The sequence below is a fragment of the Christiangramia pacifica genome (assembly GCF_057221535.1).
The window spans coordinates 913,806-939,245 of sequence record NZ_CM170146.1; the positions used below are offsets into that span (position 1 = coordinate 913,806).

General features: G+C 38.5%; 25 protein-coding genes. 12 read left to right on the forward strand and 13 right to left on the reverse strand.

Annotated elements, in window-relative coordinates; translation table 11 throughout:
• Positions 1-43 precede the first annotated feature (43 nt).
• Positions 44-1,048 carry an acyl-ACP desaturase gene (locus AC2S94_RS04315; RefSeq protein WP_484630282.1) on the forward strand — a complete coding sequence of 335 codons (1,005 nt, stop codon included), beginning with the start codon at positions 44-46 and terminating at the stop codon, positions 1,046-1,048.
• A gap of 70 nt (positions 1,049-1,118) precedes the next feature.
• Here AC2S94_RS04315 and AC2S94_RS04320 read toward each other — a convergent pair whose 3' ends face one another.
• The 3 genes from AC2S94_RS04320 to AC2S94_RS04330 form a co-directional block, all read right to left on the reverse strand.
• Entirely contained in the window at positions 1,119-1,520 is a 402-nt protein-coding gene (locus AC2S94_RS04320) for a YkvA family protein (RefSeq protein ID WP_484630283.1), read from the reverse strand.
• Positions 1,521-1,705: 185 nt separating this feature from the next.
• The gene (amaB, locus tag AC2S94_RS04325; protein WP_484630284.1) at positions 1,706-3,259 is read right to left on the reverse strand and encodes an L-piperidine-6-carboxylate dehydrogenase; all 1,554 of its coding nucleotides are present in this window, start codon (positions 3,257-3,259) and stop codon (positions 1,706-1,708) included.
• Positions 3,260-3,319: 60 nt separating this feature from the next.
• Positions 3,320-3,862: a 3-hydroxyanthranilate 3,4-dioxygenase gene (locus AC2S94_RS04330; RefSeq protein WP_484630285.1), complete on the reverse strand. Its 543-nt coding sequence runs from the start codon at positions 3,860-3,862 to the stop codon at positions 3,320-3,322.
• Positions 3,863-3,996: 134 nt separating this feature from the next.
• On the opposite strand from AC2S94_RS04330, the gene AC2S94_RS04335 reads away from it, so the two are divergent.
• From AC2S94_RS04335 to trxA, 6 genes are all read left to right on the forward strand, one after another.
• Positions 3,997-5,061, forward strand: a complete 1,065-nt coding sequence (locus tag AC2S94_RS04335) for an isoaspartyl peptidase/L-asparaginase family protein (protein WP_484630286.1) — start codon at positions 3,997-3,999, stop codon at positions 5,059-5,061.
• A gap of 140 nt (positions 5,062-5,201) precedes the next feature.
• Positions 5,202-5,684 carry a GbsR/MarR family transcriptional regulator gene (locus AC2S94_RS04340; RefSeq protein WP_309562129.1) on the forward strand — a complete coding sequence of 161 codons (483 nt, stop codon included), beginning with the start codon at positions 5,202-5,204 and terminating at the stop codon, positions 5,682-5,684.
• Between the two features lie 26 nt (positions 5,685-5,710).
• Complete coding sequence (locus AC2S94_RS04345; protein WP_484630287.1) at positions 5,711-6,841, forward strand: efflux RND transporter periplasmic adaptor subunit; 1,131 nt, start codon at positions 5,711-5,713, stop codon at positions 6,839-6,841.
• 22 nt (positions 6,842-6,863) lie between these two features.
• Complete coding sequence (locus AC2S94_RS04350; RefSeq protein ID WP_484630288.1) at positions 6,864-9,995, forward strand: efflux RND transporter permease subunit; 3,132 nt, start codon at positions 6,864-6,866, stop codon at positions 9,993-9,995.
• Positions 9,996-10,015: 20 nt separating this feature from the next.
• Positions 10,016-11,413: an efflux transporter outer membrane subunit gene (locus AC2S94_RS04355; RefSeq protein ID WP_484630289.1), complete on the forward strand. Its 1,398-nt coding sequence runs from the start codon at positions 10,016-10,018 to the stop codon at positions 11,411-11,413.
• A 126-nt stretch (positions 11,414-11,539) separates the two neighbouring features.
• Positions 11,540-11,836 (forward strand): thioredoxin, encoded by a 297-nt coding sequence (gene trxA, locus AC2S94_RS04360; protein WP_484630290.1) that lies wholly within the window; start codon positions 11,540-11,542, stop codon positions 11,834-11,836.
• Here the strand turns inward: trxA and AC2S94_RS04365 are convergent, their stop codons facing one another.
• The 4 genes from AC2S94_RS04365 to AC2S94_RS04380 are packed head-to-tail and all read right to left on the reverse strand — an operon-like array spanning position 11,837 to position 14,414.
• Positions 11,837-12,766, reverse strand: coding sequence for a DUF5996 family protein (locus AC2S94_RS04365; protein ID WP_484630291.1), 930 nt, complete (start codon positions 12,764-12,766; stop codon positions 11,837-11,839).
• Between the two features lie 4 nt (positions 12,767-12,770).
• Complete coding sequence (locus tag AC2S94_RS04370; protein ID WP_484630292.1) at positions 12,771-13,274, reverse strand: YciI family protein; 504 nt, start codon at positions 13,272-13,274, stop codon at positions 12,771-12,773.
• Position 13,275: 1 nt separating this feature from the next.
• Positions 13,276-13,743 carry a CYTH domain-containing protein gene (locus tag AC2S94_RS04375; RefSeq protein WP_484630294.1) on the reverse strand — a complete coding sequence of 156 codons (468 nt, stop codon included), beginning with the start codon at positions 13,741-13,743 and terminating at the stop codon, positions 13,276-13,278.
• 5 nt (positions 13,744-13,748) lie between these two features.
• Positions 13,749-14,414: a Rossmann-fold NAD(P)-binding domain-containing protein gene (locus AC2S94_RS04380; protein WP_484630295.1), complete on the reverse strand. Its 666-nt coding sequence runs from the start codon at positions 14,412-14,414 to the stop codon at positions 13,749-13,751.
• A 126-nt stretch (positions 14,415-14,540) separates the two neighbouring features.
• Between AC2S94_RS04380 and dinB the strand changes: the two genes are divergently transcribed.
• The gene (gene dinB / locus AC2S94_RS04385) at positions 14,541-15,632 is read left to right on the forward strand and encodes a DNA polymerase IV (RefSeq protein ID WP_484630296.1); all 1,092 of its coding nucleotides are present in this window, start codon (positions 14,541-14,543) and stop codon (positions 15,630-15,632) included.
• Between the two features lie 52 nt (positions 15,633-15,684).
• On the opposite strand, the gene pyk is transcribed toward dinB, so the two are convergent.
• The 5 genes from pyk to AC2S94_RS04410 form a co-directional block, all read right to left on the reverse strand.
• Complete coding sequence (gene pyk / locus AC2S94_RS04390) at positions 15,685-17,115, reverse strand: pyruvate kinase (protein ID WP_484630297.1); 1,431 nt, start codon at positions 17,113-17,115, stop codon at positions 15,685-15,687.
• On the reverse strand, positions 17,115-17,600 hold the full coding sequence (locus AC2S94_RS04395; protein WP_484630298.1) for an IPExxxVDY family protein: 486 nt from the start codon (positions 17,598-17,600) through the stop codon (positions 17,115-17,117). The genes pyk and AC2S94_RS04395 overlap by 1 nt, the downstream gene beginning before the upstream one ends.
• 114 nt (positions 17,601-17,714) lie before the next feature.
• Positions 17,715-18,446 carry a ribonuclease III gene (rnc, locus tag AC2S94_RS04400; RefSeq protein ID WP_484630299.1) on the reverse strand — a complete coding sequence of 244 codons (732 nt, stop codon included), beginning with the start codon at positions 18,444-18,446 and terminating at the stop codon, positions 17,715-17,717.
• A 3-nt stretch (positions 18,447-18,449) separates the two neighbouring features.
• A complete protein-coding gene (gene fabF / locus AC2S94_RS04405; protein ID WP_484630300.1) occupies positions 18,450-19,703 on the reverse strand; it encodes a beta-ketoacyl-ACP synthase II in 1,254 nt (417 codons plus the stop codon).
• Between the two features lie 13 nt (positions 19,704-19,716).
• On the reverse strand, positions 19,717-19,953 hold the full coding sequence (locus tag AC2S94_RS04410) for an acyl carrier protein (protein ID WP_013069791.1): 237 nt from the start codon (positions 19,951-19,953) through the stop codon (positions 19,717-19,719).
• Positions 19,954-20,100: 147 nt separating this feature from the next.
• Here AC2S94_RS04410 and purN point away from each other — a divergent pair, with 147 nt between their 5' ends.
• The 4 genes from purN to AC2S94_RS04430 all read left to right on the forward strand — a co-directional run bounded on the left by purN (position 20,101) and on the right by AC2S94_RS04430 (position 24,129).
• A complete protein-coding gene (gene purN / locus AC2S94_RS04415) occupies positions 20,101-20,697 on the forward strand; it encodes a phosphoribosylglycinamide formyltransferase (RefSeq protein ID WP_484630301.1) in 597 nt (198 codons plus the stop codon).
• Positions 20,697-21,161: a ribonuclease HI gene (gene rnhA / locus AC2S94_RS04420; protein ID WP_484630302.1), complete on the forward strand. Its 465-nt coding sequence runs from the start codon at positions 20,697-20,699 to the stop codon at positions 21,159-21,161. The genes purN and rnhA overlap by 1 nt, the downstream gene beginning before the upstream one ends.
• Positions 21,162-21,235: 74 nt before the next feature.
• Positions 21,236-22,159, forward strand: a complete 924-nt coding sequence (locus tag AC2S94_RS04425) for a PfkB family carbohydrate kinase (protein WP_484630303.1) — start codon at positions 21,236-21,238, stop codon at positions 22,157-22,159.
• Between the two features lie 71 nt (positions 22,160-22,230).
• Entirely contained in the window at positions 22,231-24,129 is a 1,899-nt protein-coding gene (locus AC2S94_RS04430; protein ID WP_484630304.1) for an amidophosphoribosyltransferase, read from the forward strand.
• Positions 24,130-24,796: 667 nt separating this feature from the next.
• On the opposite strand, the gene AC2S94_RS04435 is transcribed toward AC2S94_RS04430, so the two are convergent.
• A complete protein-coding gene (locus AC2S94_RS04435) occupies positions 24,797-25,405 on the reverse strand; it encodes a superoxide dismutase (protein WP_484630305.1) in 609 nt (202 codons plus the stop codon).
• Between the last annotated feature and the right edge of the window lie 35 nt (positions 25,406-25,440).

Here is a 25,440-nt window from a genome sequence, read left to right on the forward strand (position 1 = left end):
AAGCAAAAAACGGCCTAAACTTTTAAGAATAAAGATTTAAAAAATGGCATTAGACAATATACGTTTAGAAGTAATGCAAACGGTTGAAAAATCTGTTCAGGGTTTTATTGACCAATATCTAATTCCGGTTGATGAAATTTGGCAACCAACAGACATGCTTCCAAATCTTCAGGACGATCAGGGATTTGAAGAAGTTCACCAGATTAGAGAAGAAGCGAAAGAATTAGGATATGATTTCTGGGTGGTTCTTGTAGCAGATATGGTAACTGAAGAAGCACTTCCTACATATGAATCATGGCTAATGGATATGGAGGGTGTTGAACAACATGGAGCCAAAAGAGGTGAACAAAATGCCTGGGCAAAATGGGTTAGACATTGGACTGGTGAAGAAAACAGACATGGTGATACTTTGAACAAATATTTATATCTATCCGGAAGGGTTGATATGAAAGAAATTGAAAAGACCACACAGCATCTTATCAATGACGGTTTTGACATCGGAACGGGAAGAGATCCATACAGAAACTTCGTTTATACAAGTTTTCAGGAGTTAGCTACCAATATTTCTCACAAACGAGTGGGACAGCTAGCTAAGAAAAAAGGAAATAAAATGCTCGGGAAGATGTGTAATATCATCGCCGGTGACGAAATGAGACATTACATGGCTTATAGAGAATTCGTGAAAACAATTTTCGAACATGATCCAAGTGAGATGATGTTGGCTTATGTAGACATGATGAAGAAAAAGATAGTAATGCCTGCACAGTTTATAAGAGAATCAGGACAGGGAATTGCTGAAGCCTTTGAAAACTTTTCAAATGCTGCACAAAGACTAGGAGTTTATACTACCTATGATTATATCGATATTCTTAAAAAACTGAATGGTTACTGGGAGATCGATAAAATGCGTTCACTAACAGACGAAGCTGAAAAAGCGAGAGATTATTTGATGGCGCTTCCAGATAGAATGACAAGAATTGCAGACAGGATCGCAATTCCCCAGGATCAACACAAGTTTAAATGGGTTGAAGCCAACGGAACGATCTAAACTCATATAGATTTAAATAAAAAAGCCCGGTTGAAATTCAACCGGGCTTTTTTATTGTATTATACTTTATCTATGCTGATTTTGTAACGCTGTCTTTCCAGACCTTATAGCTTACCAGGTCTTTTTCCATCAAATTCAAACAGAAGGCGATCACTGCCGCATCATCCAAGTAACCCAGAACAGGTATAAAATCTGGGATCAGGTCTATAGGAGATAGCACATATAAAAGTGCGGCTCCGGCAGCAGCTATTATATTAAAGGGAATTTCACGATATTCACCGCTTGCATAGTCTCTCACCAGAGAAAATAGAAGCTTGGCATCGTCCATATACCTTTTAAGTTTTCCCTTGTTCTCGAATTTACTAAGAATTTTCTCTTCCTTATCAATCACTTTTTCAACGTCCTCTTTCTCAAATTCTTCCGTTCTTTTTAAGTGCTCTTCCTTCGCTTTTTCTTCTGAAAATGTGCTCATAAAATTTTATCATTAATGCAGACCGAAAATAAAGATTATTCGTCCTTATATCAAAAATCACGTTCTATTTAAGTTGGATTTAACTATGAAGGCCATTCAATTATAAGTTCAATCACTTGATAATCAGAAATAAAAAAGCCTGCTTCCGTTAGAAAACAGGCTTTGATTACACTTAAAAAACTAAATTATAAATCGAACTTTATCCCCTGTGCCAATGGCAGTTCAGTAGTATAATTGATCGTATTTGTCTGTCTTCTCATATAGACTTTCCAGGCGTCAGAACCAGATTCTCTACCGCCACCGGTCTCTTTTTCCCCTCCAAAGGCTCCACCAATTTCAGCTCCAGAAGTACCTATATTAACATTCGCGATTCCACAATCTGAACCTTCCGCAGAAAGGAATCTTTCCGCCTCTCTAAGATTATTGGTCATAATTGCTGAAGAAAGCCCTTGTTTTACTCCATTCTGAAGTTCAAGAGCATTACTTACATCTCCTTTATACTTCATAATATAAAGAACCGGTGCGAATGTTTCATGCTGAACAATCTCGAAATGATTTTCAGCTTCTGCGATCGCAGGTTTTACGTAGCATCCGCTTTCGTAACCTTCACCTTCAAGCACTCCGCCTTCTACTAAAATTTTTCCGCCTTCTTCAACTACTTTGTCTAAAGCAGCCTGGTAATTCTTCACCGCATCTTTATCGATCAGCGGACCAACGTGATTATTTTCGTCTAGCGGATTTCCAATTCTAATCTGTTTATACGCATTTACGATCGCATCTTTAACTTTATCATAAACATCTTCATGCACGATTAGTCTTCGTGTTGAAGTACAGCGTTGTCCACACGTACCTACTGCTCCAAATACAGCACCGATCACTGTGTTTTTTATGTTCGCGTCAGGAGTTACGATAATAGCGTTATTTCCACCCAATTCCAGAAGTGATTTTCCTAAACGGGCTGCAACTGCCTGTGCAACGATCTTTCCCATTCTAATAGAACCGGTAGCTGAAATAAGCGGTACTCGCTCATCTTTAGTCATCATCTCACCAACCTTGTAATCTCCGGTGATCAAACTGGAAATACCGGCCGGCACATTATTCTCTTCAAAAACTCTCGCCGCAATATTCTGGCAGGCAACAGAAGTCATTGGTGTTTTTTCTGAACCTTTCCAGATGCAGGCATCCCCACAAACCCAGGCAAGCGCAGTATTCCAGGACCAAACCGCTACTGGAAAATTAAAGGCTGAAATGATTCCAACCACCCCAAGCGGATGATATTGCTCATACATCCTGTGTCCCGGACGCTCACTATGCATGGTAAGACCATAAAGTTGTCTGGAAAGGCCTACCGCAAAATCACAGATATCTATCATCTCCTGAACCTCTCCAAGACCTTCCTGATATGATTTACCCATTTCATAAGAAACCAGTTTCCCAAGAGGCTCCTTCAGTCTTCTTAATTCATCATTGAACTGTCTAACCACTTCACCTCTTTGTGGTGCCGTCCAGGTTCTCCATTCTTTAAAACCCTTTTCAGCGGTATTGATCACCTTTTCATAATCTTCTTTAGTAGTAGACTTTACCTTTCCTATAAGTGCTCCATCAACCGGAGAGTAAGATTCTATAATATCACCGTTGCTAAACCAGTCGGTTCCGGTAGATGTTCCGTTGTTGATGTCGGTTAAACCTAAATCTTTCAGGGCTTGTTTAATCCCGAATTCTTCAGCGATTTTACTCATTAATTTGCGTTTTTATCGATTAATTTGTGTAGTTGTTGCGAAAATAGTAAAAATAAACCGCTATTCCTTAACTGCTGTGAACCGCTCATCAACTGGCATAACCTCCCCGCAATTATCACAGGTTCTAAGCTCCTTACTACTATAAAAATCCCTGAAATGATTTAAAAAATCGGTTTCGATATCATGAAGCGGGAAATAAACTTCGTGTAGTTTATGATTGCAATTATCACAAAACCACAACAATCCATCCTTACCATCTTCATTAAGCCTTTTTCGTTCTACCACCAACCCAATAGAACCATCATGCCGTACCGGCGAGTGAGGAACTTTAGCCGGATGCAGATACATATCTCCAGGCCCTAATTTCATGGTTTTCTTCTTCCCATCTTCCTGAATATGAACTTCTATTTCACCTTCTAACTGATAAAATAACTCTTCCGTTTCATTATAATGATAATCTTTTCGTGCATTAGGTCCTGCGACGATCATCACAATATAATCTCCAGATTCTTTATAAAGATTACGATTTCCTACTGGCGGCTTTAGGCTTTCCCTATTTTGCTCGATCCATTTATTTAAATTAAAAGGTCCTTCTACTGGCATAACAATTATTTTACTTAAAATTACTGAATATGCTTTAAATTAGATGGTTTTCAGGATACTTATTTAGATTACCTACTTCATTTCAAACCTGAATTTTTCATATTTTGATTAACTTCCACAGCAAAACAATCTTTATGAAAAATCTACTTCTCGTTTTTAGTCTTATCTGTCTTATTTCTTGTAATGATACAAATCAAAATCAGCAGGAAAACCCTGAACCGAAATCAGAAAAGAAAACTGAAAATGACAGCATTCAGAATTTTGGAATTGTAATTCATGGTGGTGCGGGAACGATCTTGAAGGAAAATATGAGTGATTCCCTAGAACAGGCCTATAAAGATAAACTGGAAGAGGCGATAAGAACTGGTCATGAGATCCTGGCAAATGGTGGTTCTGCAGTGGAAGCGGTTCAGAGAACGATCAATGTTATGGAAGATAGTCCGCTTTTTAATTCAGCCAAAGGAGCCGTGTTCACGAACGAAGGCAAAAACGAACTTGATGCATCTATCATGGACGGAAAAACACTAAATGCAGGGGCAGTTGCTGGCGTTACTAATGTAAAAAATCCAATAAACCTCGCTATTGAAGTGATGACTAATTCTGAACACGTTTTGCTTTCAGGAAAAGGAGCAGAAGATTTTGCAAAAGAAAGAGGTCTTGAAATTGTAGATCCTGAATACTTCTACACAGAAAACAGGTTTAAAGCAATGGAAAGAGCAAGAGATCGAGAAAAAGAAAAAAGTAATAAAACTGCCTTTTATGACCCATTTGTAAAAGATGAAAAATTCGGAACGGTAGGTTGTGCGGCACTGGACAAAAATGGAAATCTCGCGGCTGGCACCTCCACCGGAGGTATGTCTAATAAAAAATATAATCGTATTGGCGATTCACCTATTATTGGCGCAGGCACGTATGCCAACAATAAAACCTGTGCGATTTCCAGCACAGGTTGGGGAGAATATTTCATCCGCGGAGTCGTAGCTTATGATATTTCAGCCATGATGGAATATAAAGGAGTTACTCTTCGCGAAGCCGCGAGTGAAGTTATTCAGAAGAAACAACCTGAATTAGGTGGAAATGGTGGAATAATTGCCATTGACAATAGGGGTAATGTTTCCATGGAATTCAATACCGCTGGAATGTATCGCGCAACGATGAATGCTGCAGGTGATCTACAAATTGGTATTTACGAAGAATAGAATTCAATAAAATGAAATTTCAACCCGGGCAAATGTCCGGGTTTTTTTATGTCCGAACATTTTAACACACATTTAAGTTTGTTTAGTTCGGTAATCACCGAACCAATACTATTTTTGCAAACTAATTTAGAATTCACACTATGGAATGTTGTTCTCCGGAGAAGAAAAAACTGATCGAGGAAATTGGTGTGCACTTTGAAAAAGTACACAACCTTGCTCCCTTAGCTGCCAGGATCTACGTTATCATGATCCTTTCACCAAACGACGGACATACTTTTGATGAGATCATTGAGATCACTCAAGCCAGTAAAAGCTCGGTTTCTACTCAGTTAAATCTGCTTATGCAAACCAATAAAGTAGAATATTTCACCAAACCGGGTGATCGTAAAAGATATTTCAGAGCGAGCAAAACTTATCTGAAGAATACCTTAAAGGAGAATCTTGACCAGATTAGTGAAGACATCAGACTTATTGAAAAGATTCACTCCTTTAATGCCACCTATAACAAAGAGAAATTTGAAAAAACAGGTGGAGTAGCGATTTTATTTAAAGAATATCTCATTGCACAAAAAGAAAATCTCGAGAGAACCATCGAGAAGATGAATGAATTAACCATCAATTAAATATCCCGAAAATTACAATTCAAACTATGAAAAAGGCAATCAAATATATAGCTGTGCTCGCAATTGCAGTAAGTTCAACTTCCTGTGGCGGCGATCAGAATTCCCAGGCGCAGGCAGCACCAGCGAATCAGGTTTTACCCTTCCCGGTAACTGAAGTTCCTACGCGAACTGTAACCGGATTTACAACGTATCCTGTGAACATAGAAGGTGTGGTTAATAGTGAGGTAAGAGCTAAAGTCACAGGCTACATCACTGATGTTCTTGTAGATGAAGGAGAGAAAGTTAAAAAAGGTCAGACACTTTTTAAATTGGAAACACAATCTTTAAACCAGGATGCAGCAGCTGCAAAAGCGAATGTTAATGCCGCTCAGGTAGAAGTGGACAAACTAAAACCTTTGGTTGAAAAGAATATCATAAGCGAAGTTCAGCTTGAAACGGCCAAGGCAAAACTTGAACAGGCCAGAAGTAATTATAATAGTATTGCAGCCAATATCAGTTACGGAAATATCAAAAGTCCGGTTGATGGCTACGTTGGGTCTATAAGATTACGAGAAGGTGCGCTGGTTAGCCCTAATAGTCAGGAACCACTAACCACGGTTAGTGATATTAGTAGGGTTTACGCCTATTTTTCCATGAATGAAGTGGAATATCTTGATTTTCTTCAGAATTACGAAGGTTCAAATATTGAAGAAAAATTAGGTAATATGCCAAAAGTGCAACTCAAACTAGCCAATGGTTCTACCTATAGTGAAGAAGGTTCAATTGAAACGATCAATTCCCAGGTGAACGAAAATACCGGGTCTATTTCTTTTAGAGCGGTTTTCAATAATCCATCAAGATTATTAACAAATGGTAATAGTGGAAAGATTCTAATTCCAAAAACTTACGAAAATGCGGTAGTCGTGCCGCAGGCTTCTACTTACGAACAACAGGGCAATATCCTCGTTTACAAACTGGGTGCAGAAAATAAGGTGAATTCATCTATAATCGAAGTGATCGCCAATATTGATAATATGTACGTGGTGAAATCTGGAGTTGAAGAAGGAGATAGCATCGTAGCAAAAGGACTTTCAAAATTGCGACCAGACACAGAGATCAAACCTCAGCCTACTCCATTTGATAGTGTTGCCAAACCAATTGAAAAAGTATTCAGATAAGCTTTGCTGAAAAAGAAAAATTATGCTAAAGACATTTATAGAAAGACCCGTGCTTTCCACGGTGATTTCCATCATCATAGTAATTCTGGGAGTACTGGGACTTTCCAATCTTCCAATAACCCAATATCCAGATATTGCTCCACCAACAGTATCTGTAAGTACCGCATATCCCGGAGCTAATGCTGAAACCGTTCTGGAAAGTGTGATCATTCCAATTGAAGAACAGCTGAATGGTGTAGAAGGAATGACTTATTTAACTTCTACTGCTACCAATAATGGTACTGCCGAGATCACTGTATTTTTTGATCAGGATGTAGATCCTGATATTGCCGCGGTGAATGTTCAGAACCGCGTGGCGCGAGCTAATCCCTTGCTTCCTGCAGAGGTGAAACAAACCGGTGTAACCACCCAAAAGCAGCAGACCAGTGCCCTGATGTTCTTCTCGGTTTATAGTAGTAATGAAGATTATGATGACACTTTTATTCAGAATTATTTGAAGATCAATGTAATTCCTGAAATTCAAAGAGTTAACGGAGTTGGAAATGTGCTTGTTTTCGGTGGTAAGGATTATGCGATGCGAATCTGGCTTCAGCCAGATAAACTAGCGGCCTATAATCTGGTTCCTTCCGATGTAATTGGTGCTTTAAATGAGCAAAGCCTAGAAGCCGCAGCCGGTTCTCTTGGGGAAAACAATGGAGAAGCCTTTTCTTATACCATTAAATATAGCGGAAGATATAATTCTGAAGAACAATACAGCAATATCGTAATCAAAGCCCTGGGAGACGGACAATTTCTAAGACTAAAAGATGTTGCCAAAATTGAACTGGATGCACAGTCATATAGCGGAGGTTCAAAAACCAAGGGTATGCCTGCGGTTAATATGGGAGTTTTTCAAACCAAGGGATCGAATGCAAGGGATATTATCCTGGAAATCGAAGATCGTTTGGCAGAAATAGAGAAAGATCTTCCTGAAGGGCTGGAATTATATGTTCCTTACAATACCAATGAATTCCTGAACGCTTCCATAAATAAAGTGGTACATACACTTATTGAAGCCTTTATTTTAGTTTTCCTGGTGGTATTCATTTTTCTTCAGGATTTTAGATCTACCCTTATCCCGGCCATTGCAGTTCCGGTTTCAATTATTGGAACATTTTTCTTTCTGAATTTATTCGGTTATTCCATTAACCTGTTAACGCTTTTCGCACTGGTACTGGCGATTGGTATAGTGGTGGATGATGCTATTGTAGTTGTGGAAGCAGTGCATTCCAAATTAGATGAAGGAGCGAAAAGTGCCCGAAAAGCTACCACAGATGCCATGCACGAAATTTCTGGGGCGATCATTTCGATAACTCTGGTGATGGCTGCGGTTTTTATCCCCGTTACCTTTATACAGGGTCCAACAGGGGTGTTCTATGAGCAGTTCGGAATCACTTTGATCGTGGCTATTGTAATTTCAGCGGTAAACGCGTTAACCTTAAGTCCTGCCTTATGTGCTTTATTTCTAAAGACTCATGATGAAAAGGAAAAATCGAAGAAAACTTACCTGCAAAGATTCTACGATGCTTTTAATAAAGGATTTAATGCGACCGTTAGCCGATATGGTCAATCTTTAAGCTATCTGTACAGAAATAAATGGATCACGGCAGTAATTTTGATCCTGGCCGTTGCCGGTATCTGGTGGGCTTCATCAACAACTCCATCGGGCTTTGTTCCAGATGAAGACAGGGGTTTGATATTTGTAAATGTGGAACTACCTGCGGGGGCCTCAATTGACAGAACCCAGCAAGTAAACGATCAACTATATCAAAAAGTAAAAGATCTGGAAGGAATTCAGGGAGTTTCTATTATTTCAGGTAGGAGTTTGATCAATGGAGCCGGTAGTAATTATGGTCTTGGTTTTATCAAATTAGAAGACTGGGATCAAAGAGATTCAGATGAATTGTCTGTTCAGGCGATCACGGGTAAACTTTTCGGTATTGCTTCAACAATTCCTGAAGCTAATATTATTTTCTTCTCACCTCCCAGTATTCCTGGTTTTGGTAATTCTTCAGGTTTTGAGGTAAATCTATTGGACCGTTCTGGTTCAAGTTTTAATGAACTGGATGCGGCTAACCAGGAATTTATTCAGAAGTTATCTGCAAGACCTGAAATTCAGTACGCGCAATCTTCGTTCAACACCAATTACCCGCAGTATGAACTAGAACTGAATGTGCCTTTGGCGAAGGAAAAGGGAGTAACGGTAAATGAAATTTTCTCTACCCTGCAAGGATATATCGGAGGAGTTTATGCAGCTGATTTTTCAAAATTTGGAAAACAATATCGGGTGTATGTGCAGTCTTTACCTGAAGATAGAGCTGATAAAAGCGATCTAAATAAACTTTACGTGCGAACTTCTAGCGGAGAAATGGCGCCGGTAACCCAGTTTGTAAATTTGAAGAGAGTTTATGGGCCACAATCTGTGACCAGGTTTAACCTGTTTAATTCTACAAAACTTTCTGGAGCTACAAATCCAGGATTCAGTTCCGGGGATGCTATTAATGCTATTGAAGAAGTCGCTTCAACTTTGCCAGAAAATTATAGTACGGCCTATTCAGGTTTAACCAGGGAAGAAGTGAATGCTGGAAATCAGACTACCATGATATTCCTGCTTTCCATTGTGTTTGTTTATTTCCTACTGGCAGCGCAATACGAGAGCTACTTATTACCATTTTCAGTGTTATTATCATTACCTCTGGGAGTCTTCGGAGCTTATATTACTACAAAATTCGCCGGACTTCAGAATAACATCTATTTCCAGATAGCATTGATCATGTTAATTGGTCTGCTGGCGAAAAATGCGATCCTGATTGTTGAATTTGCGATTCAGAGAAGACGCCGTGGCGAATCAATTTCAGATGCCGCAATTCATGGGGCAAAGGCCAGGTTAAGACCAATTTTGATGACCTCATTTGCCTTTATTCTGGGGCTGCTCCCACTTGTTTTGGCTAACGGTGTTGGAGCTGAAGGAAACAGGTCTATTGGAACAGGTGCAGCCGGCGGACTTTTAATTGGAACTATTACCGGGGTATTTGTGATACCAATTCTTTTCATGCTATTCCAATGGCTACAGGAAAAAGTTGGGAAGAAACCGGAAGCAGTTCAAAATAACTAATAAGAAAAGTATCATTTATAATGAGACGAATATATAATATCAAATTCCTAATTGCCGGTATTGGTTTACTCAGCCTGCAGTCCTGTTTTGTGGCGAAAGATTATGATCAGCCAGAGGTGGTAGAGGAAGAATATTTCAGAACAGATAATATTGAGAAAGACAGCCTGAATATCGCAAATGTTTCCTGGAAAGAAATGTTTACCGATCCTGTACTTCAGGATTATATCAGCAAAGGACTGGAGAATAATATCGACATCAGGATCGCACTGCAACAGATTATTGCAGCGGAAGCTTATGTAAAACAAGGAAAGGCCGGTTATTTACCTACGGTTAATGGTAATGCCACTTTCACCCACCAGGAATTATCTCAGAACAGCCAGTTTGGTAGTTTATTCAGCTCCCTGGACCAATATCAACTAAGCGCCGACCTGAGTTGGGAAGCCGATATTTGGGGTAAAATAAGAAGTCAGAAACGAGCTTTTGATGCAAGCTACCTTCAGAGTATCGCGGCACATCAGGCAGTAAAAACAAGGCTTATCGCCAGCATTGCTTCTACTTATTACCAGTTATTATCGCTGGATGAGCAGATAAAGATTACGGAAGAAACGGTGTCTACCAGAGAGAATAGTCTTGAAACGACCAAGGCTCTAAAAGAGGCAGGAAATTTAACTGAAGTAGGCGTAAAACAGACTGAGGCTCAGCTTTACACAGCGCAGGGAATTCTGATAGATCTTAAAAATCAGGAGCGTTTGCTGGAAAATACTTTATCTATTTTACTCGGAGAAGCTCCTATGCAAATCGAAAGAACAGAACTTAAAGATCAGGAAATTTCCACTGAATTGAATATTGGCGTTCCCGTTCAATTACTTAGAAACAGGCCCGACGTAATTGCCGCGGAATATAATTTTATGAATGCGTTTGAACTTACTAATGTTGCAAAAAGTAATTTTTATCCGTCAGTAACACTAACCGCAACAGGCGGTTTACAGGCTTTAGATTCCGGAGATCTATTTAGTGCCAATTCACTTTTTGCGACCGTAATTGGCGGACTCGCTCAGCCAATTTTAAACGGTAGAAGAATTAAAACCGAATATGAAGTTTCTCTTGCTCAACAGGAACAGGCCAGATTAGAATTTCGTCAGGCTATTTTAACAGCTAGCAAGGAAGTTTCTGATGCGCTGTATTCTTATGAAGCGGCCACCAGCAAAATTGAGGTAAAACAGAAAGAATATGAAGCTTATGGACTAGCTACAGATTATTCTGTAGAACTTTTGAACAACGGCCTCGCAAATTACCTGGAAGTTCTTACGGCAAGAGAAAATGCCTTGAATTCAAGTCTTGATCTTGCGAACGCAAAATATAATCAGCTCAAAGCTATGGTAGACCTTTATGAGGCACTTGGTGGCGGCTGGAAATAACTTTTTTTTGTTAGTTGTTGGTTGAACGTGACCTCAGGCTTTCGGGTTTGAGGTCACTTTTTTTTAACCGATTTTTAAATAAGAAAATGCCGCATATTGGCTAAATTTATTTCAAAGTAAACAGATATGAAAAGTAGTTTCAGTGATATTATAAAAAGTGAAACCCCGGTTTTGATAGATTTCTTCGCCGATTGGTGTGGACCATGCAAAACGCTCGCTCCTATTTTAAAAGAGGTTAAAGAGGAACTTGGAGATCAGGTAAAAATCGTCAAGATAGATGTGGATAAAAATCAGGTGCTTGCTTCTAAATACCAGGTTCGTGGTGTACCTACCATGATTTTGTTTAAAAACGGAGAACTTGTTTGGAGACAGTCTGGAGTACTTCCCAAGCACGAGATTAAAGATAAGATCACTTCAGCCTGATTACAAATCCTTGAGTGGTGGCACGGTAAGCTTTTCAATATCCCAATTTGCTAATTCAGCTCCTGCGCGATATGAGCTTTCAAGAAACTGCAATAAAACTTTGCGTGGCTCTTCTTCCTTAGCAAGTTCAGCGTAGGTCAAAATCGCCATGGGACTATTGTTATTCATGATCCATTTAGCATTTGCAGGTTTCAGCTCCTGTTTATCTATCCTATCAGGAGCAGGGTATGTATAGGAATAAAAAGCTGGCTCGGGAACATTATCATCTCCAGCCCAAAAACCAAAGCTTATACATTCATGGCTGTAAGCCTCTTTGTCAGAAATCCTAGCTTCCTCAGACATTTTCGGTGCATCTTTTCCGGAAAAACGTGTTACGGCAAGGTCCATGGAATGCCAGTAAAGCTGTACAGGGCAGGTTTTCCCATAAAACCTACCGCTAAATTCCTTATAAACAGAATCTACCCAAAGAAAAGTTCTCCAGAATAAATTGCTGTATTCCATATCGTAATGATGAATATCTGTGATCTCTGAAAATTCTTTCTTTATATTAAGATCATAAGGCCTACCCTTAATTTTCACATCTATGTCAAGATCCCCCAAAAAATTTAAAATGTTATTGTAGAAGGTAGCAACCGCCAGGCCCTTGTAAAGCTCAAAACTTTTCATTTCTCCACTGCTCTTTACGATCTGAAGCTTGCTTTGTAAAATATTTAGATTTAGAGAAAATGAATCAAAACCATCATTTATTGGAATAGATGTGGTAGTAAAACCTTTATCATACACATATAAGGTAATATACCACCAGTGATTTTTCCGCGGAGTAAAACACATCCTAATCTTTCCCAGAATTTGAAAAAACAGGTGCAGAGTTAATTTTTTCTGCTCGTTACCCGAATAGGTCAATTCCGGTAATTTGTTTTTTGTGTTCATGATGTTATTTGAGTTTACCGCCTTTAGCTACCCACCATGGGTGAACTTCAACAACCAGTCTTCCTGCTTTCACCATAGGATCTAAATTTGCGAGACTATCTGCTTCTTGTTGGGTAGCTGTATTAAAAACTACAATTCCTCTTAGGTCACTATCATCTCCCATGGGACCGGTTAGACTCGTATAGCCTTCCACAGCCATTCTTTCCAGATGTGCCATGTGCCGTTTCTGTAATTCAGCTGCTTCAGTAGAATCCTGTTTTCGATTAGGTCCCGATTTCAGGAAAACCATGTAATATTGCTGCATTAAATACGTGGTATCGCCTTCCTTATAACTGAAAGTCTGGTAACCTCTCTTTTTAAGATTGGCTTCAATTTTTGCTATATCCGGAGAATTACTTGCGGTACTATCTGAGATGATATCAAAATTCTCAGAAGAACTATCCTTTTCTGATTTTTCGGCGCATGAAAGAAAAAAAATCACACTAAACAGGAATATCAACTTTCTCATCTTACCAGGTTTTAAATGGTTTAGCTATTAAGTTCGAGTTATAATAATTTTTATTTCCAGTAACCTCTTCTCCTAACCAATCGGGTTTTTCAAATTTATCATCTTCTTTTTCAAGTTCGATTTCAGCAAGCACAAGACCGGCGTTACCTCCAAGGAATTCATCTACTTCATAGGTATGGTCACCAGCAGAAATTAAATACCTGTATTTTTCAATTTTTCCTGGTTCGCATAATTTCAATAATTCCTTCGCCTCCTTCAATTCGATTGGTTTTTCCCATTCAAATCTGGTTAAGCCGTTCTCTGAGGACTTTCCTTTGATGGTCATAAATGCCTTATCCCCGCTTATTCTGATCCTGATAGTCCTTTCCGGATCGGTATTCAGATAGGCCTGCACAAAAAGTGTTTTCTGAAAGGCCTGCTTTTTGAATCCATCTGATCTAACTAAAAATTTACGCTCTATTTCCTGCATTCAAATTAAGTTCTGTCTGCTATTTCTCTTATTTCATCTGAAGGTATCCTGCCAGCAGGATACTCATTATTTGCCAGGTAGATCATCGCTTCAACGATGGTTGAAGGATGAATACTTCTGTATTTTTTCAGGCTTCCAATCAATAAATGATCACCAACGATCATTATCTTTTTCCAAATGTATTCCATTGGCCTGCTTTCTTCCCGGTTGCCTCTTATCAAGGAAGGTTGTAAAATATAGGTTTTAGGAATTTGCTGTTCCAGAACAGCTCCTTCCATTTCTCCCTTTACCCGGTTGTAGAAAAACCTACTTTTTTCATCGGCTCCCATTGCCGAGATCACCTGGAAAGTATTAATCTTATTTTGATGTGCTAATTTTGCTGCTGTTGCCGGAATTCCAAAGTCCACCATCCTGTAGGTATCATTATCAGGTGTTTTATTTTGAGTACTTCCGATACAACAATATACTTCGTCTGCCGTAAATAGGCCTGCGAACTTCTCCAGCTCAAAAAGGTTGATCAGGTATTCCTCAATCTTTTCAGACTTAAATTGCACGTGATTCCTGGAAAAAACCTTTATTTTCCTGTACCTGGGATCATTTACCAGTTTTGATAAAAGCATGCTGCCCGTCAACCCGGTAGCTCCCAAAATAATGGCTGTTTTCTGTTCCATTTTGAATTTAGCTCTCTTTCAAATATAGCTTTAAAGATTGAATACTCGCAAATAGCTTTATCGGCCATTTTCCGAAGTATTCTATCTTATTCAATTAATAATTATCAAGTTCATTAAATTTGTCTCGTGGAAAAACTTCGCAAGATCATTCATATTGATATGGATGCATTTTATGCCTCTGTGGAACAACTTGACAACCCGGAACTTCGTGGAAAACCTGTAGCGGTTGGCGGAAGTTCACAAAGGGGCGTAGTGAGCGCGGCCAGTTATGAAGCACGCAAATTTGGAGTTAGAAGTGCCATGAGCAGTATCATTGCTAAAAGGAATTGCCCTGATCTTATTTTTGTAAAACCAAGATTTGAAAGATATAAGGAAATCTCTTCACAGATTAGGGAAATTTTTCATGAGTATACAGATCTTGTAGAACCGCTGTCTCTGGATGAAGCATATCTCGACGTAACTGAAAACAAAAAAGGGAATCCCAGCGCTACTCTTATTGCCCGGCAGATCAGGGACCGAATTAAAGAAAAAACCGGTTTAAATGCTTCGGCAGGTATTTCAATTAACAAGTTTATTGCCAAGGTGGCCAGCGATATCAATAAGCCAAATGGACAAAAAACCGTTCAACCGGAAGAGGTTATAGAATTTTTGGAAGAGCTTGATATCAGGAAGTTCTATGGAGTTGGTAAAGTTACCGCGGAAAAAATGTATCGCCTTGGAATTTTCACCGGAAAGGATCTCAAAATGAAATCTGAAGAATACCTTAGTCAGCATTTTGGGAAAAGCGGGAGCCATTTTTATAAGGTGGTTCGCGGAATTCATCATAGCGAAGTAAAACCGCATAGAACCAGAAAATCCCTTGGAGCCGAAAGAACTTTCAATGAGAATATTTCTTCGGAAATTTTTATGCTGGAACGTCTAGAGAACATAGCCGAAGAAATAGAAAAACGTCTTAATAAAAGTAAGGTTGCTGGAAAAACAATTACTCTGAAGATCAAATACAGTGATTTTACCCAGCAGACTCGGAGTAAAACAATTAATTATTATATCTCCAGCAAAGAATTGATTCTGGAGATCGCGAAGGAGTTATTATACCAGGAAAAAATGAAAAACTCGGTGAGACTTCTCGGAATTAGCCTTTCAAATTTAAATACCGAAAAAGGAAATCAAAAAGAGGAAAAGAAAGAAATCTTTGTACAGCTAAAGTTCAAATTTTAAATAAAAAGGCCCGGATTTGATCCAGGCCTTAATTTATTATTTCTAAATAATTCTATTCTATTTCAGAAACTCTAAGAGTATTCACCATTCCCTTAGCTGTAATTGGCATTGCCGCAAGGTTGATTGTGAAATCACCAGTTTCTACAAATTTGAACTTCTTAGCCATATCATTAATATCATCAATGGTTTCATCTGTACTTACAAACTTGTCATAGTAGAATGCTTTTACTCCCCAAAGCAGGCTTAATTGATTTAAGATCCTTTTGTTTGAAGTAAAAACAAGAATATGAGCCTCTGGCCTCCAGGCCGAAATCTGGAAAGCTGTATAACCGCTATTGGTTAAAGTACAAATCGCTTTCGCTTTGATCTCGTTGGCCATATGAGCCGCATGGAAACAAACTGCTTTTGTGATATATCTTTTGGTTCTAACATGTGGTGGTTCATGCGGAACTTTAATTAGCGGCGAATTTTCTACACTTTCAAGGATTTGCGCCATCTTTTGAATAACCTGAACCGGGTACTGACCAACAGATGTTTCTCCACTCAGCATCACGGCATCGGCACCATCCATAACAGAATTGGCAACATCATTCACCTCTGCCCTTGTTGGCGTTAGGCTCGTGATCATTGTCTCCATCATTTGAGTTGCAATAATTACCGGAATTCTGGCTTTCTTGGCAGTAAGAACTAATTTCTTCTGAATTAAGGGAACCTCCTGTGCAGGAATCTCTACTCCAAGGTCTCCACGCGCCACCATGAGTCCGTCGCAATAAGCAACGATCTTATCGATATTTGCAACTCCTTCCGGTTTTTCGATTTTAGCTACGATTGGAATTTTATATTTTGAATGCTCTTTAATAAGATTCTGAAGTTCCATAAGATCTTCGGCATGTCTTACGAAAGAAAGCGCCATCCAGTCTACGCCCATTTCACAAGCGAAAATGGCATCTTTTACATCCTTTTCAGTAAGTGCCGGAAGTGAGATATTTGTATTGGGAAGATTTACTCCTTTTTTAGATTTTAAAGGTCCTCCCTGGATAACTTTAGTTTTAACCTCATCCTTCTTATTGGTTTTCACCACCTCAAAGATAAGTTTACCATCGTCAAGAAGAATTCTTTCCCCGGCTTTTACATCCTTAGGGAAGGAATCGTAATTCATGTAAACTCTTTCTGCTGTTCCTTTGAATTCCTTTCCGGTCGCAAAGACAATCTGATCGCCTTCATTCACCACAACTTCCTCCTTCATCACCCCAACTCTAAGTTTTGGTCCTTGAAGATCTCCAAGAATAGCAGCATTGAATCCATCCTCTTCGTTCAATTCCCTGATCATTTTGATCCTTTCTCTAACATCGTCATAATTTGCATGAGAGAAATTGATACGAAAAACATTCACGCCTTCCTGCAGCATTTTTCTTAATACATCCTTACTACTGGTTGCAGGGCCCAGCGTTGCGACTATTTTTGTTTTTTTGTTGGTAGGCATTATTCGAATATTAGATTTTGTTTGGATTTTAAATTATCAATATCAATCGCATATGCAGCCTGAACTCCGGGTATTTGCCCTATTTTGTTCAAAACACGGTTAAATTCCTTCGGTCTTATTTCTTCACTAATCTTTAAAAAATAATCAACCTTGTTGTATTCAGGAATCAGATTTACTTCCTGAGGACTCAATTCCTCTTCTTCGAAAAGTGAACCAGAACTAAGAATTCTTTTCGGTTCACCCTTAAATCTATTTGCAACAAGATCTAAGCTATAATAGGAATTTGGGTCTTTATGTGAATACAGAGCATAAAAAGCATCATATTCGTTATGATTAAAGTCAATATCTCTTGGCTCTCTTTCAAGCCTGACTTTAAGATACTTATTTAAAAAATACGCCATTTTATATCCTTCAAGTGAGGAATAAATGGCGATCAAATTAAAATACTCATCTTCAACTTCCAGAAGCGTTTTATGCGATTGCATAAACTTATACTTTAAGGTTAAAGATAATATATGATTAACAAAATGAAGATATTAAGGCCTTAAAATTCATAATTTTTTACGAAAACGTTTTAGTTTAAGTTAAATCTTCAAAATTTAATCCATTTTATTCTGAAGAGCATAATAGGCTCTTTTTGAGGCTTTTTCTTCAGCTTTCTTTTTTGAAGTAGCTCTTGCCTTAGCAACAACGCGATTTTCAATACGCAGTTTTACCGCGAAATGTTTAAGTTCATCATTCCCGGTATCTTCATATACATTAAAATCAAATTCCTTCTTTTCTTTCTGGCACCATTCAATCACCAGGCTTTTATAACTGATCACTTTTCCTTCCAGTTGCTCGATATCTACATAAGGATCTATTACCCGTTCATAAATGAAACGCTCACAATATTTGTAGCCCCGATCCAGGTAGATCGCTCCAACTAATGCCTCAAAAAGATTGCCGTGAATATTCACACCAAATTGCTCCTTTGGGATATTAGTTTGGACGTGCTTGATCAATCCAAGATCCTTTCCCAGTTCATTCAGGTGTTTACGGCTAACCACTTTAGACCGCATTTTGGTTAAATATCCTTCATTACCACCCGGGACAGCTTTGAACAAATGTGAAGCCACTACTGCGCTAAGCATGGCATCCCCCAGAAATTCCATGCGTTCAAAGTTGATCGCATTTCCTTCTTCATCCTTTCTATTCAAGGAACGATGAGTGAAGGCCTTTTTGTAATGAGTGAGAGATTTTGGTTTGAAGCCAAGAATTTGAGATAGGGTATTAAAAAAATTCCCGCCTTGAGAAGAACGGGAATTTAATATGTTACGAATAACACTCATTGTTTATTCGTCAAGTTTCTTAAACACCACACAAGCATTGTGACCTCCAAAACCAAAAGTATTACTCATTACGATCTTTACATCTCTCTTTTGAGCCTTGTTCAAAGTAAGGTTCAATTCTGGATCAATGTTTTCATCGATATGCTCGTGGTTAATCGTAGGAGGAACAATTCCATGCTTCATGGAAAGGATTGCCGCGATCGCTTCAATAGCTCCGGCTGCTCCCAGCAGATGCCCGGTCATAGACTTGGTAGAGTTGATATTCATCGTTTTTGCATGTTCACCAAACACTTTGGAAATCGCTTTCAATTCAGCAACATCTCCAAGAGGTGTAGAAGTACCATGGGTATTGATAGCATCAACATCTTCAGGCTTTAATCCGGCATTTTTAAGACAATTCTTCATTACAGCAACTACTCCATCTCCTTCAGGGTGTGGCGCAGTCATATGGTAGGCATCTGAAGATAATCCTCCGCCCAGTACTTCAGCATAGATCTTGGCTCCTCTTGCTTTTGCATGCTCATATTCTTCTAATATAAGCGCTCCGGCACCTTCACCAAGTACAAATCCATCTCTCGTGGCATCAAAAGGTCTTGATGCAGTTTCAGGACTGTCATTTCTTGTGGAAAGGGCATGCATTGCGTTAAATCCGCCCATTCCTGCTATCGCTACTGCAGCTTCAGATCCTCCTGAAACAATTACATCACTAAGTCCCAATCTAATATTATTCAAGGCATCTATCATAGCATTTGCAGATGATGCACAAGCTGAAACGGTGGTGTAATTTGCTCCCATAAATCCGTGTTTGATCGAAATATTACCAGGAGCAATATCTGCGATCATCTTCGGAATAAAGAAAGGATTGAATCTTGGAGAACCATCGCCCTCCGCATAATTGATAACTTCGTTTTGAAAAGTTTCAAGACCACCTATCCCGGCTCCCCAAATCACGCCGACGCGAAATTTGTCTACCGTATCAAGGTCAATTCCTGAATCCTCGATAGCCTCGTCTGCAGATACCATCGCATATTGAGCAAATCTATCAAGCTTTCTTGCTTCCTTACGATCAAAATGATCAAGAGGATTGAAGTTTTTGAGTTCGCAAGCGAATTTAGTCTTGAACTTTTCGGTATCAAAATAAGTGATAGGTGCACTACCACTTTTACCGTTTTTAAGCCCTTCCCAATATTCCTCTAAATTGTTACCAATTGGGGTTAAGGCACCAAGGCCTGTAACTACTACTCGCTTTAACTCCATATGGTGTGTTGATTTATTTCTTAGCGTCTTCGATATATGAAATTGCCTGACCTACAGTAGCAATGTTCTCTGCCTGATCATCTGGGATCTGAATATCAAATTCCTTCTCAAATTCCATGATCAATTCTACTGTGTCTAGTGAATCAGCACCCAAGTCGTTGGTGAAGCTGGCTTCGTTTACAACTTCATTCTCGTCAACTCCTAATTTGTCAACGATAATAGCTTTTACTCTTGATGCAATGTCTGACATAATTTTTTATTTTAATTTTGATTAGGTGGCAAAAATAAAAAACTTTATTTTAAAACCGATTTTTCCTCTAAAAATGTGATGGTAATTTACATAAAATTCATTGAAAGCAATTAATTTTACATCCTAATAAATGTTAACAGCCTTATTTTGAGTGAGAAAGAAAGTGGAAACAAAAAAAAGATTGTAATATTTGCTTCAGGTTCTGGCACCAACGCCGAAAATATCATCAAATTCTTCCAAAATTCAGATAAAACCGAAGTTGTAGCGGTACTTTCTAACAAAAGATCTGCAGGCGCATTGAAAAGAGCGCACAACCTCAATGTAAAAGCATTGCTGTTTGATCGCGAGGCTTTATATCACACAAATGATGTTTTAAATATATTGAAAGATATGAATCCGGACCTTATTGTACTGGCTGGATTCTTATGGCTTTTCCCATCTAATATAATCAGGGAATTTCCTGAAAAGATCATCAATATTCATCCTGCGTTGCTTCCAAAATACGGCGGAAAAGGCATGTACGGTTCCAGAGTTCACGAAGCTGTGATTGAAAACAAGGAAAGTGAAAGTGGAATTACTATTCATTATGTCAATGAAAAATATGATGAGGGAAATACCATTTTCCAGGCTACTGCCTCAATTGATCCTGAGGATACGGCCGATAGCCTCGCAGATAAGATTCATGAGTTGGAATACAGACATTTCCCAGAAGTTATTCAGCAACTACTAGAAAAAAACGATTAGTGCAAACTCCTAAAGTACATATATACACCGACGGTGCCGCGAGAGGAAATCCAGGGCCCGGAGGTTATGGTATCGTTATGGAATGGGTTGGCAAACCTTACCGCAAAGAATTTTCTAATGGATTCAAATTAACTACAAATAACAGGATGGAACTTTTGGCTGTTATTGATGCTTTGAAGAAACTAAAGAATCCAGGAACACCCGTAAAGGTTTTTACAGATTCAAAATATGTAGCAGATGCTGTGAATAAAGGCTGGGTTTTTGGCTGGGAGAAAAAGAACTATGTAAACAGGAAGAATACAGATCTTTGGATAGAGTTTATGAAACAGTTCAGAAAACACCAGGTTCAATTTCAATGGATCAAAGGTCATAATGACCACCCACAAAACGAGCGATGTGATGCCCTGGCCGTTTCAGCTTCCAAAGGAAAAAATCTTCCGGAAGATAATGGATATAAAGCTTAACATTTAGTCTGGGATTTGAGGTTTATACCTTGAAAAACAAACTGTATATTTGCAGCGTCATTTTAAAACCCGTTATGAGTAAATTACTTATTGTTGGAACCGTTGCGTTCGATGCTATTGAAACCCCATTTGGAAAAACCGATAAGATCCTTGGTGGTGCAGCCACCTATATAGGTCTTTCAGCGGCTAATTTTGATATAAATAGCGCTGTGGTATCTGTGGTAGGAGAAGATTTCCCTCAGGAATACCTGGACCTTTTAAAAAATAACAGAATCGACATAGAAGGTGTTGAAGTTGTTGAAGGCGGAAAAACTTTTTTCTGGAGTGGTAGATATCACAATGATCTTAATAGCAGAGATACACTGGATACGCAATTAAATGTACTTGCAGATTTTCAACCAGTAGTTCCTGAGAATTTTAAAGACTCTGAATATGTAATGCTGGGAAATCTTCACCCACTGGTTCAACTTAGTGTTTTGGAACAGGTTATAAACCCAAAGCTTGTAGTACTGGACACCATGAACTTCTGGATGGATAATAGCCTGGATGACCTAATGAAAGTCATCGAAAAGGTGGATGTTATTACCATAAATGATGAAGAAGCAAGACAGCTTTCAGGAGAATATTCACTGGTAAAAGCTGCGCGCAAGATCGAAGAGATGGGACCTAAATATGTTGTAATTAAAAAAGGGGAGCACGGAGCTTTACTTTTTCATAAGGAACAGATCTTTTTTGCCCCGGCATTACCGCTGGAAGAAGTTTTTGATCCAACTGGAGCTGGAGACACATTCGCAGGTGGATTTATTGGATATCTTGCAAGAACCGGGGACATTTCCTTTGAAAATATGAAAAGCGCCATTATTTATGGCTCGAATCTTGCCTCATTCTGTGTAGAAAAATTCGGAACAGAGCGGATGCAATCGCTTACGAGCGATGAGATGAGTAAGAGACTTGACGAGTTTAAGAAACTTACACAATTTGAAACACAACTTGATTAAATATAACGCCCTGTAATTTCAGGGCTTTTTTTGTGACAAACACAACTAAATTCCAAAAAGGAAACTAAGATATGAGTGATGCTTTAAAACACGAATGCGGAATTGCACACATAAGGCTTTTAAAACCTCTTGATTATTATAAGGAAAAATATGGGACGGCATTTTATGGTGTAAATAAAATGTATCTGATGATGGAAAAGCAACACAACCGTGGTCAGGATGGTGCAGGTTTTGCCAGCATTAAATTGAATACTATTCCGGGGGAAAGATATATTAGCCGTGTTCGTTCAAATCAGGCACAACCTATTCAGGATATTTTTGAGCAGATCAACCAGCGTATTAACGACGAGATCAAAGCGAATCCTGAACTAGCTGATAATACTGAACTTCAGAAAAAACATATCCCTTATTTAGGCGAAGTTTTCCTGGGGCATGTTCGCTATGGTACCTTCGGTAAGAATAGTATTGAAAGCGTTCATCCCTTTTTACGGCAGAATAACTGGATGCACCGAAATCTTATTGTAGCCGGAAACTTTAATATGACCAATGTAAACAAGCTTTTTAACAACCTTGTTGAATTAGGTCAGCATCCTAAAGAAAGAGCTGATACGGTTACGGTAATGGAAAAAATTGGTCATTTCCTGGATTCTGAAGTCCGTAAATTATATAAAAAGCTTAAGAAGGAAGGATATTCAAAAGTAGAAGCGTCACCAGTTATAGCGGAACAACTGAACGTCGCAAAAATCCTCAAAAAGTCTTCAAAGAACTGGGATGGTGGTTACGCCATGGCCGGACTTATAGGGCATGGAGATTCTTTCGTTCTTCGTGATCCTGCGGGAATTAGGCCTGCTTATTATTATAAAGATGATGAAGTGGTTGTGGTTGCTTCAGAAAGACCGGTGATTCAGACTGTTTTCAATGTAGATTTTGAGGATGTTCATGAATTACCTCCTGGAAATGCCATTATCACCAAGAAAAACGGAGATGTTTCCATTAAGGAGATCATTGAACCCTTAGAGCGCAAAGCCTGTTCTTTTGAAAGAATTTATTTTTCCAGAGGTAGTGATGCTGAAATTTACCAGGAACGTAAAATGCTGGGTAGACTATTGATGCCAGATGTGCTGAAGTCAATTGAACATGATACCCTGAAAACGGTTTTCTCATTCATCCCAAATACGGCGGAAACTTCCTTCTACGGTATGGTGGAAGCTGCGCAGGATGAATTGAACAAGCAAAAGAACGAGGCAATACTTGAAGAAAAAGAAACGCTAACCGATGCCAGACTTCAGGAGATACTTTCTCATCGTCTTAGAACTGAAAAGATCGCGATAAAGGATGTTAAGCTTAGAACTTTTATAACTGAGGACAGCAGCAGGGATGACCTGGTAGCTCATGTCTATGATGTGACTTATGGAGTGGTTAAACCAGACGATAACCTAGTAATTATTGATGACAGTATCGTGCGAGGTACTACTCTTAAGAAGAGTATCATCAAGATGATGGACAGGTTGAAACCAAAGAAGATTGTCGTGGTTTCTTCCGCACCTCAAATTAGATATCCTGATTGCTATGGTATAGATATGGCCAGGCTGGAGGATCTTGTCGCTTTCAGGGCTGCTCTTGAACTATTAAAAGATAATGGCCAATATGAGCTGGTGGAACAAGTTTATAATAAGTGTAAAAAACAAGTAGATCTTGATGACAAGGAGGTTCAGAATTTTGTTAAAGAAATTTACGAACCATTCACCAATGAAGAAATTTCTGATAAAATATCTGAATTATTGAGCGATGATGATGTGAATGCAGATGTAAAAGTGATCTATCAGACAGTGGAAAATCTACATAAAGCCTGTCCAAAAAATTTAGGAGATTGGTATTTTACGGGAGATTATCCCACTGCTGGAGGTAACAGAGTCGTGAATAGAGCATTTATGAACTTTTTCGAAGGTAAAAAGGATCGAGCTTATTAGAAATTTACCTTTTAACTAATATAATTGCACTTAATCTAAAATTCTTTGTGTGTAGGACAATTCTATCTACATTAGTATTGCCATAACATAAGTAGGTTAAGTTCATGGTAGATTTGGGGCAAAAAAAGGTGGAATTCATTCCGCCTTTTTTTATTTCTACTCATTCCTAATTGCAATTATTTCAAGAAATTCATCGTCGGAATACCTTCATATTTTTGATTTTCAGCATTTTAACTAATTTTCAGGTAGTTCATCTAAAAACTGAAACTGCAAAGATTATTCGTTTTATATTTACTATACCATAGCATAAGTAGGTTAAGTTCATGGTAGATTTGGGGCAAAAAAAGGTGGAATTTTAATTCCGCCTTTTTTTATGGAATTAATTCAGATTAAAATCTATACCTGAGATACCAATATTATCTATAAACGGTACAAAAAACTGAAAAACAGTATTTTAACTAATTTTCAGGTAGTTCGTCTAAAAACTAAAACTGCAAAGATTATTCGTTTTATATTTACTATACCATAGCATAAGTAGGTTAAGTTCATGGTAGATTTGGGGCAAAAAAAGGTGGAATTTATTCCGCCTTTTTTTATGGATATAATTGAAGTGAGGACATAAAAAAAGGCCGCTAGTAGCGACCTTTTTCAGTTTATATAGCTTTAATTATTTTGCCTTAGCGTAACGACTTGAAACTTCTTTCCAGTCGATCACATTAAAAAATGCATCTATATATTCAGGACGTTTGTTCTGGTAATTTAAATAATAAGCGTGCTCCCATACATCAAGACCTAAGATTGGAGTTCCTCCACATCCAACTTCAGGCATAATTGGGTTATCCTGGTTTGGAGTTGAACAAACTTCAACTTTTCCTCCACTGTGGACACAAAGCCAGGCCCATCCTGATCCAAATTGTCCAGCTGCAGCCTTTGAAAATTCTTCTTTGAAAGCTTCAAATGAACCATAAGCTGAATCTATTGCACTGGCAAGTTCGCCTTCTGGCTTTCCACCACCATCAGGAGACATAATTTCCCAGAAAAGGCTGTGGTTATAAAAACCTCCACCATTATTACGAACTGCTTTATTAGACATATCAAGATTTTTTAAAATGTTCTCGATATTCTTTCCGTCCATATCAGTTCCTTCAATAGCGTCATTCAACTTTTTGGTATAACCAGCATGATGCTTATCATGGTGAATTTCCATAGTTTTTGCATCTATATGTGGCTCTAATGCGTCAAAGGCATATTTTAATTTTGGTAATTCAAAAGACATAATTATCTGATTTTTTAGTGATTAGTACTTAAACT

Coding starts and splice junctions, on each gene's coding strand:
- AC2S94_RS04410 (WP_013069791.1), bottom strand. CDS start 19,953: ATGTCAGACATTGCATCAAGAGTAAAAGCTATTATCGTTGACAAATTA.
- fabF (WP_484630300.1), bottom strand. CDS start 19,703: ATGGAGTTAAAGCGAGTAGTAGTTACAGGCCTTGGTGCCTTAACCCCA.
- AC2S94_RS04435 (WP_484630305.1), bottom strand. CDS start 25,405: ATGTCTTTTGAATTACCAAAATTAAAATATGCCTTTGACGCATTAGAG.
- AC2S94_RS04350 (WP_484630288.1), top strand. CDS start 6,864: ATGCTAAAGACATTTATAGAAAGACCCGTGCTTTCCACGGTGATTTCC.
- AC2S94_RS04330 (WP_484630285.1), bottom strand. CDS start 3,862: ATGCCAGTAGAAGGACCTTTTAATTTAAATAAATGGATCGAGCAAAAT.
- AC2S94_RS04355 (WP_484630289.1), top strand. CDS start 10,016: ATGAGACGAATATATAATATCAAATTCCTAATTGCCGGTATTGGTTTA.
- AC2S94_RS04430 (WP_484630304.1), top strand. CDS start 22,231: ATGAGTGATGCTTTAAAACACGAATGCGGAATTGCACACATAAGGCTT.
- AC2S94_RS04380 (WP_484630295.1), bottom strand. CDS start 14,414: ATGGAACAGAAAACAGCCATTATTTTGGGAGCTACCGGGTTGACGGGC.
- AC2S94_RS04375 (WP_484630294.1), bottom strand. CDS start 13,743: ATGCAGGAAATAGAGCGTAAATTTTTAGTTAGATCAGATGGATTCAAA.
- AC2S94_RS04395 (WP_484630298.1), bottom strand. CDS start 17,600: ATGCAATCGCATAAAACGCTTCTGGAAGTTGAAGATGAGTATTTTAAT.
- trxA (WP_484630290.1), top strand. CDS start 11,540: ATGAAAAGTAGTTTCAGTGATATTATAAAAAGTGAAACCCCGGTTTTG.
- AC2S94_RS04320 (WP_484630283.1), bottom strand. CDS start 1,520: ATGAGCACATTTTCAGAAGAAAAAGCGAAGGAAGAGCACTTAAAAAGA.
- amaB (WP_484630284.1), bottom strand. CDS start 3,259: ATGAGTAAAATCGCTGAAGAATTCGGGATTAAACAAGCCCTGAAAGAT.
- AC2S94_RS04365 (WP_484630291.1), bottom strand. CDS start 12,766: ATGAACACAAAAAACAAATTACCGGAATTGACCTATTCGGGTAACGAG.
- rnc (WP_484630299.1), bottom strand. CDS start 18,446: ATGAGTGTTATTCGTAACATATTAAATTCCCGTTCTTCTCAAGGCGGG.
- AC2S94_RS04425 (WP_484630303.1), top strand. CDS start 21,236: ATGAGTAAATTACTTATTGTTGGAACCGTTGCGTTCGATGCTATTGAA.
- pyk (WP_484630297.1), bottom strand. CDS start 17,115: ATGCCTACCAACAAAAAAACAAAAATAGTCGCAACGCTGGGCCCTGCA.
- AC2S94_RS04335 (WP_484630286.1), top strand. CDS start 3,997: ATGAAAAATCTACTTCTCGTTTTTAGTCTTATCTGTCTTATTTCTTGT.
- AC2S94_RS04345 (WP_484630287.1), top strand. CDS start 5,711: ATGAAAAAGGCAATCAAATATATAGCTGTGCTCGCAATTGCAGTAAGT.
- AC2S94_RS04340 (WP_309562129.1), top strand. CDS start 5,202: ATGGAATGTTGTTCTCCGGAGAAGAAAAAACTGATCGAGGAAATTGGT.
- AC2S94_RS04370 (WP_484630292.1), bottom strand. CDS start 13,274: ATGAGAAAGTTGATATTCCTGTTTAGTGTGATTTTTTTTCTTTCATGC.
- AC2S94_RS04315 (WP_484630282.1), top strand. CDS start 44: ATGGCATTAGACAATATACGTTTAGAAGTAATGCAAACGGTTGAAAAA.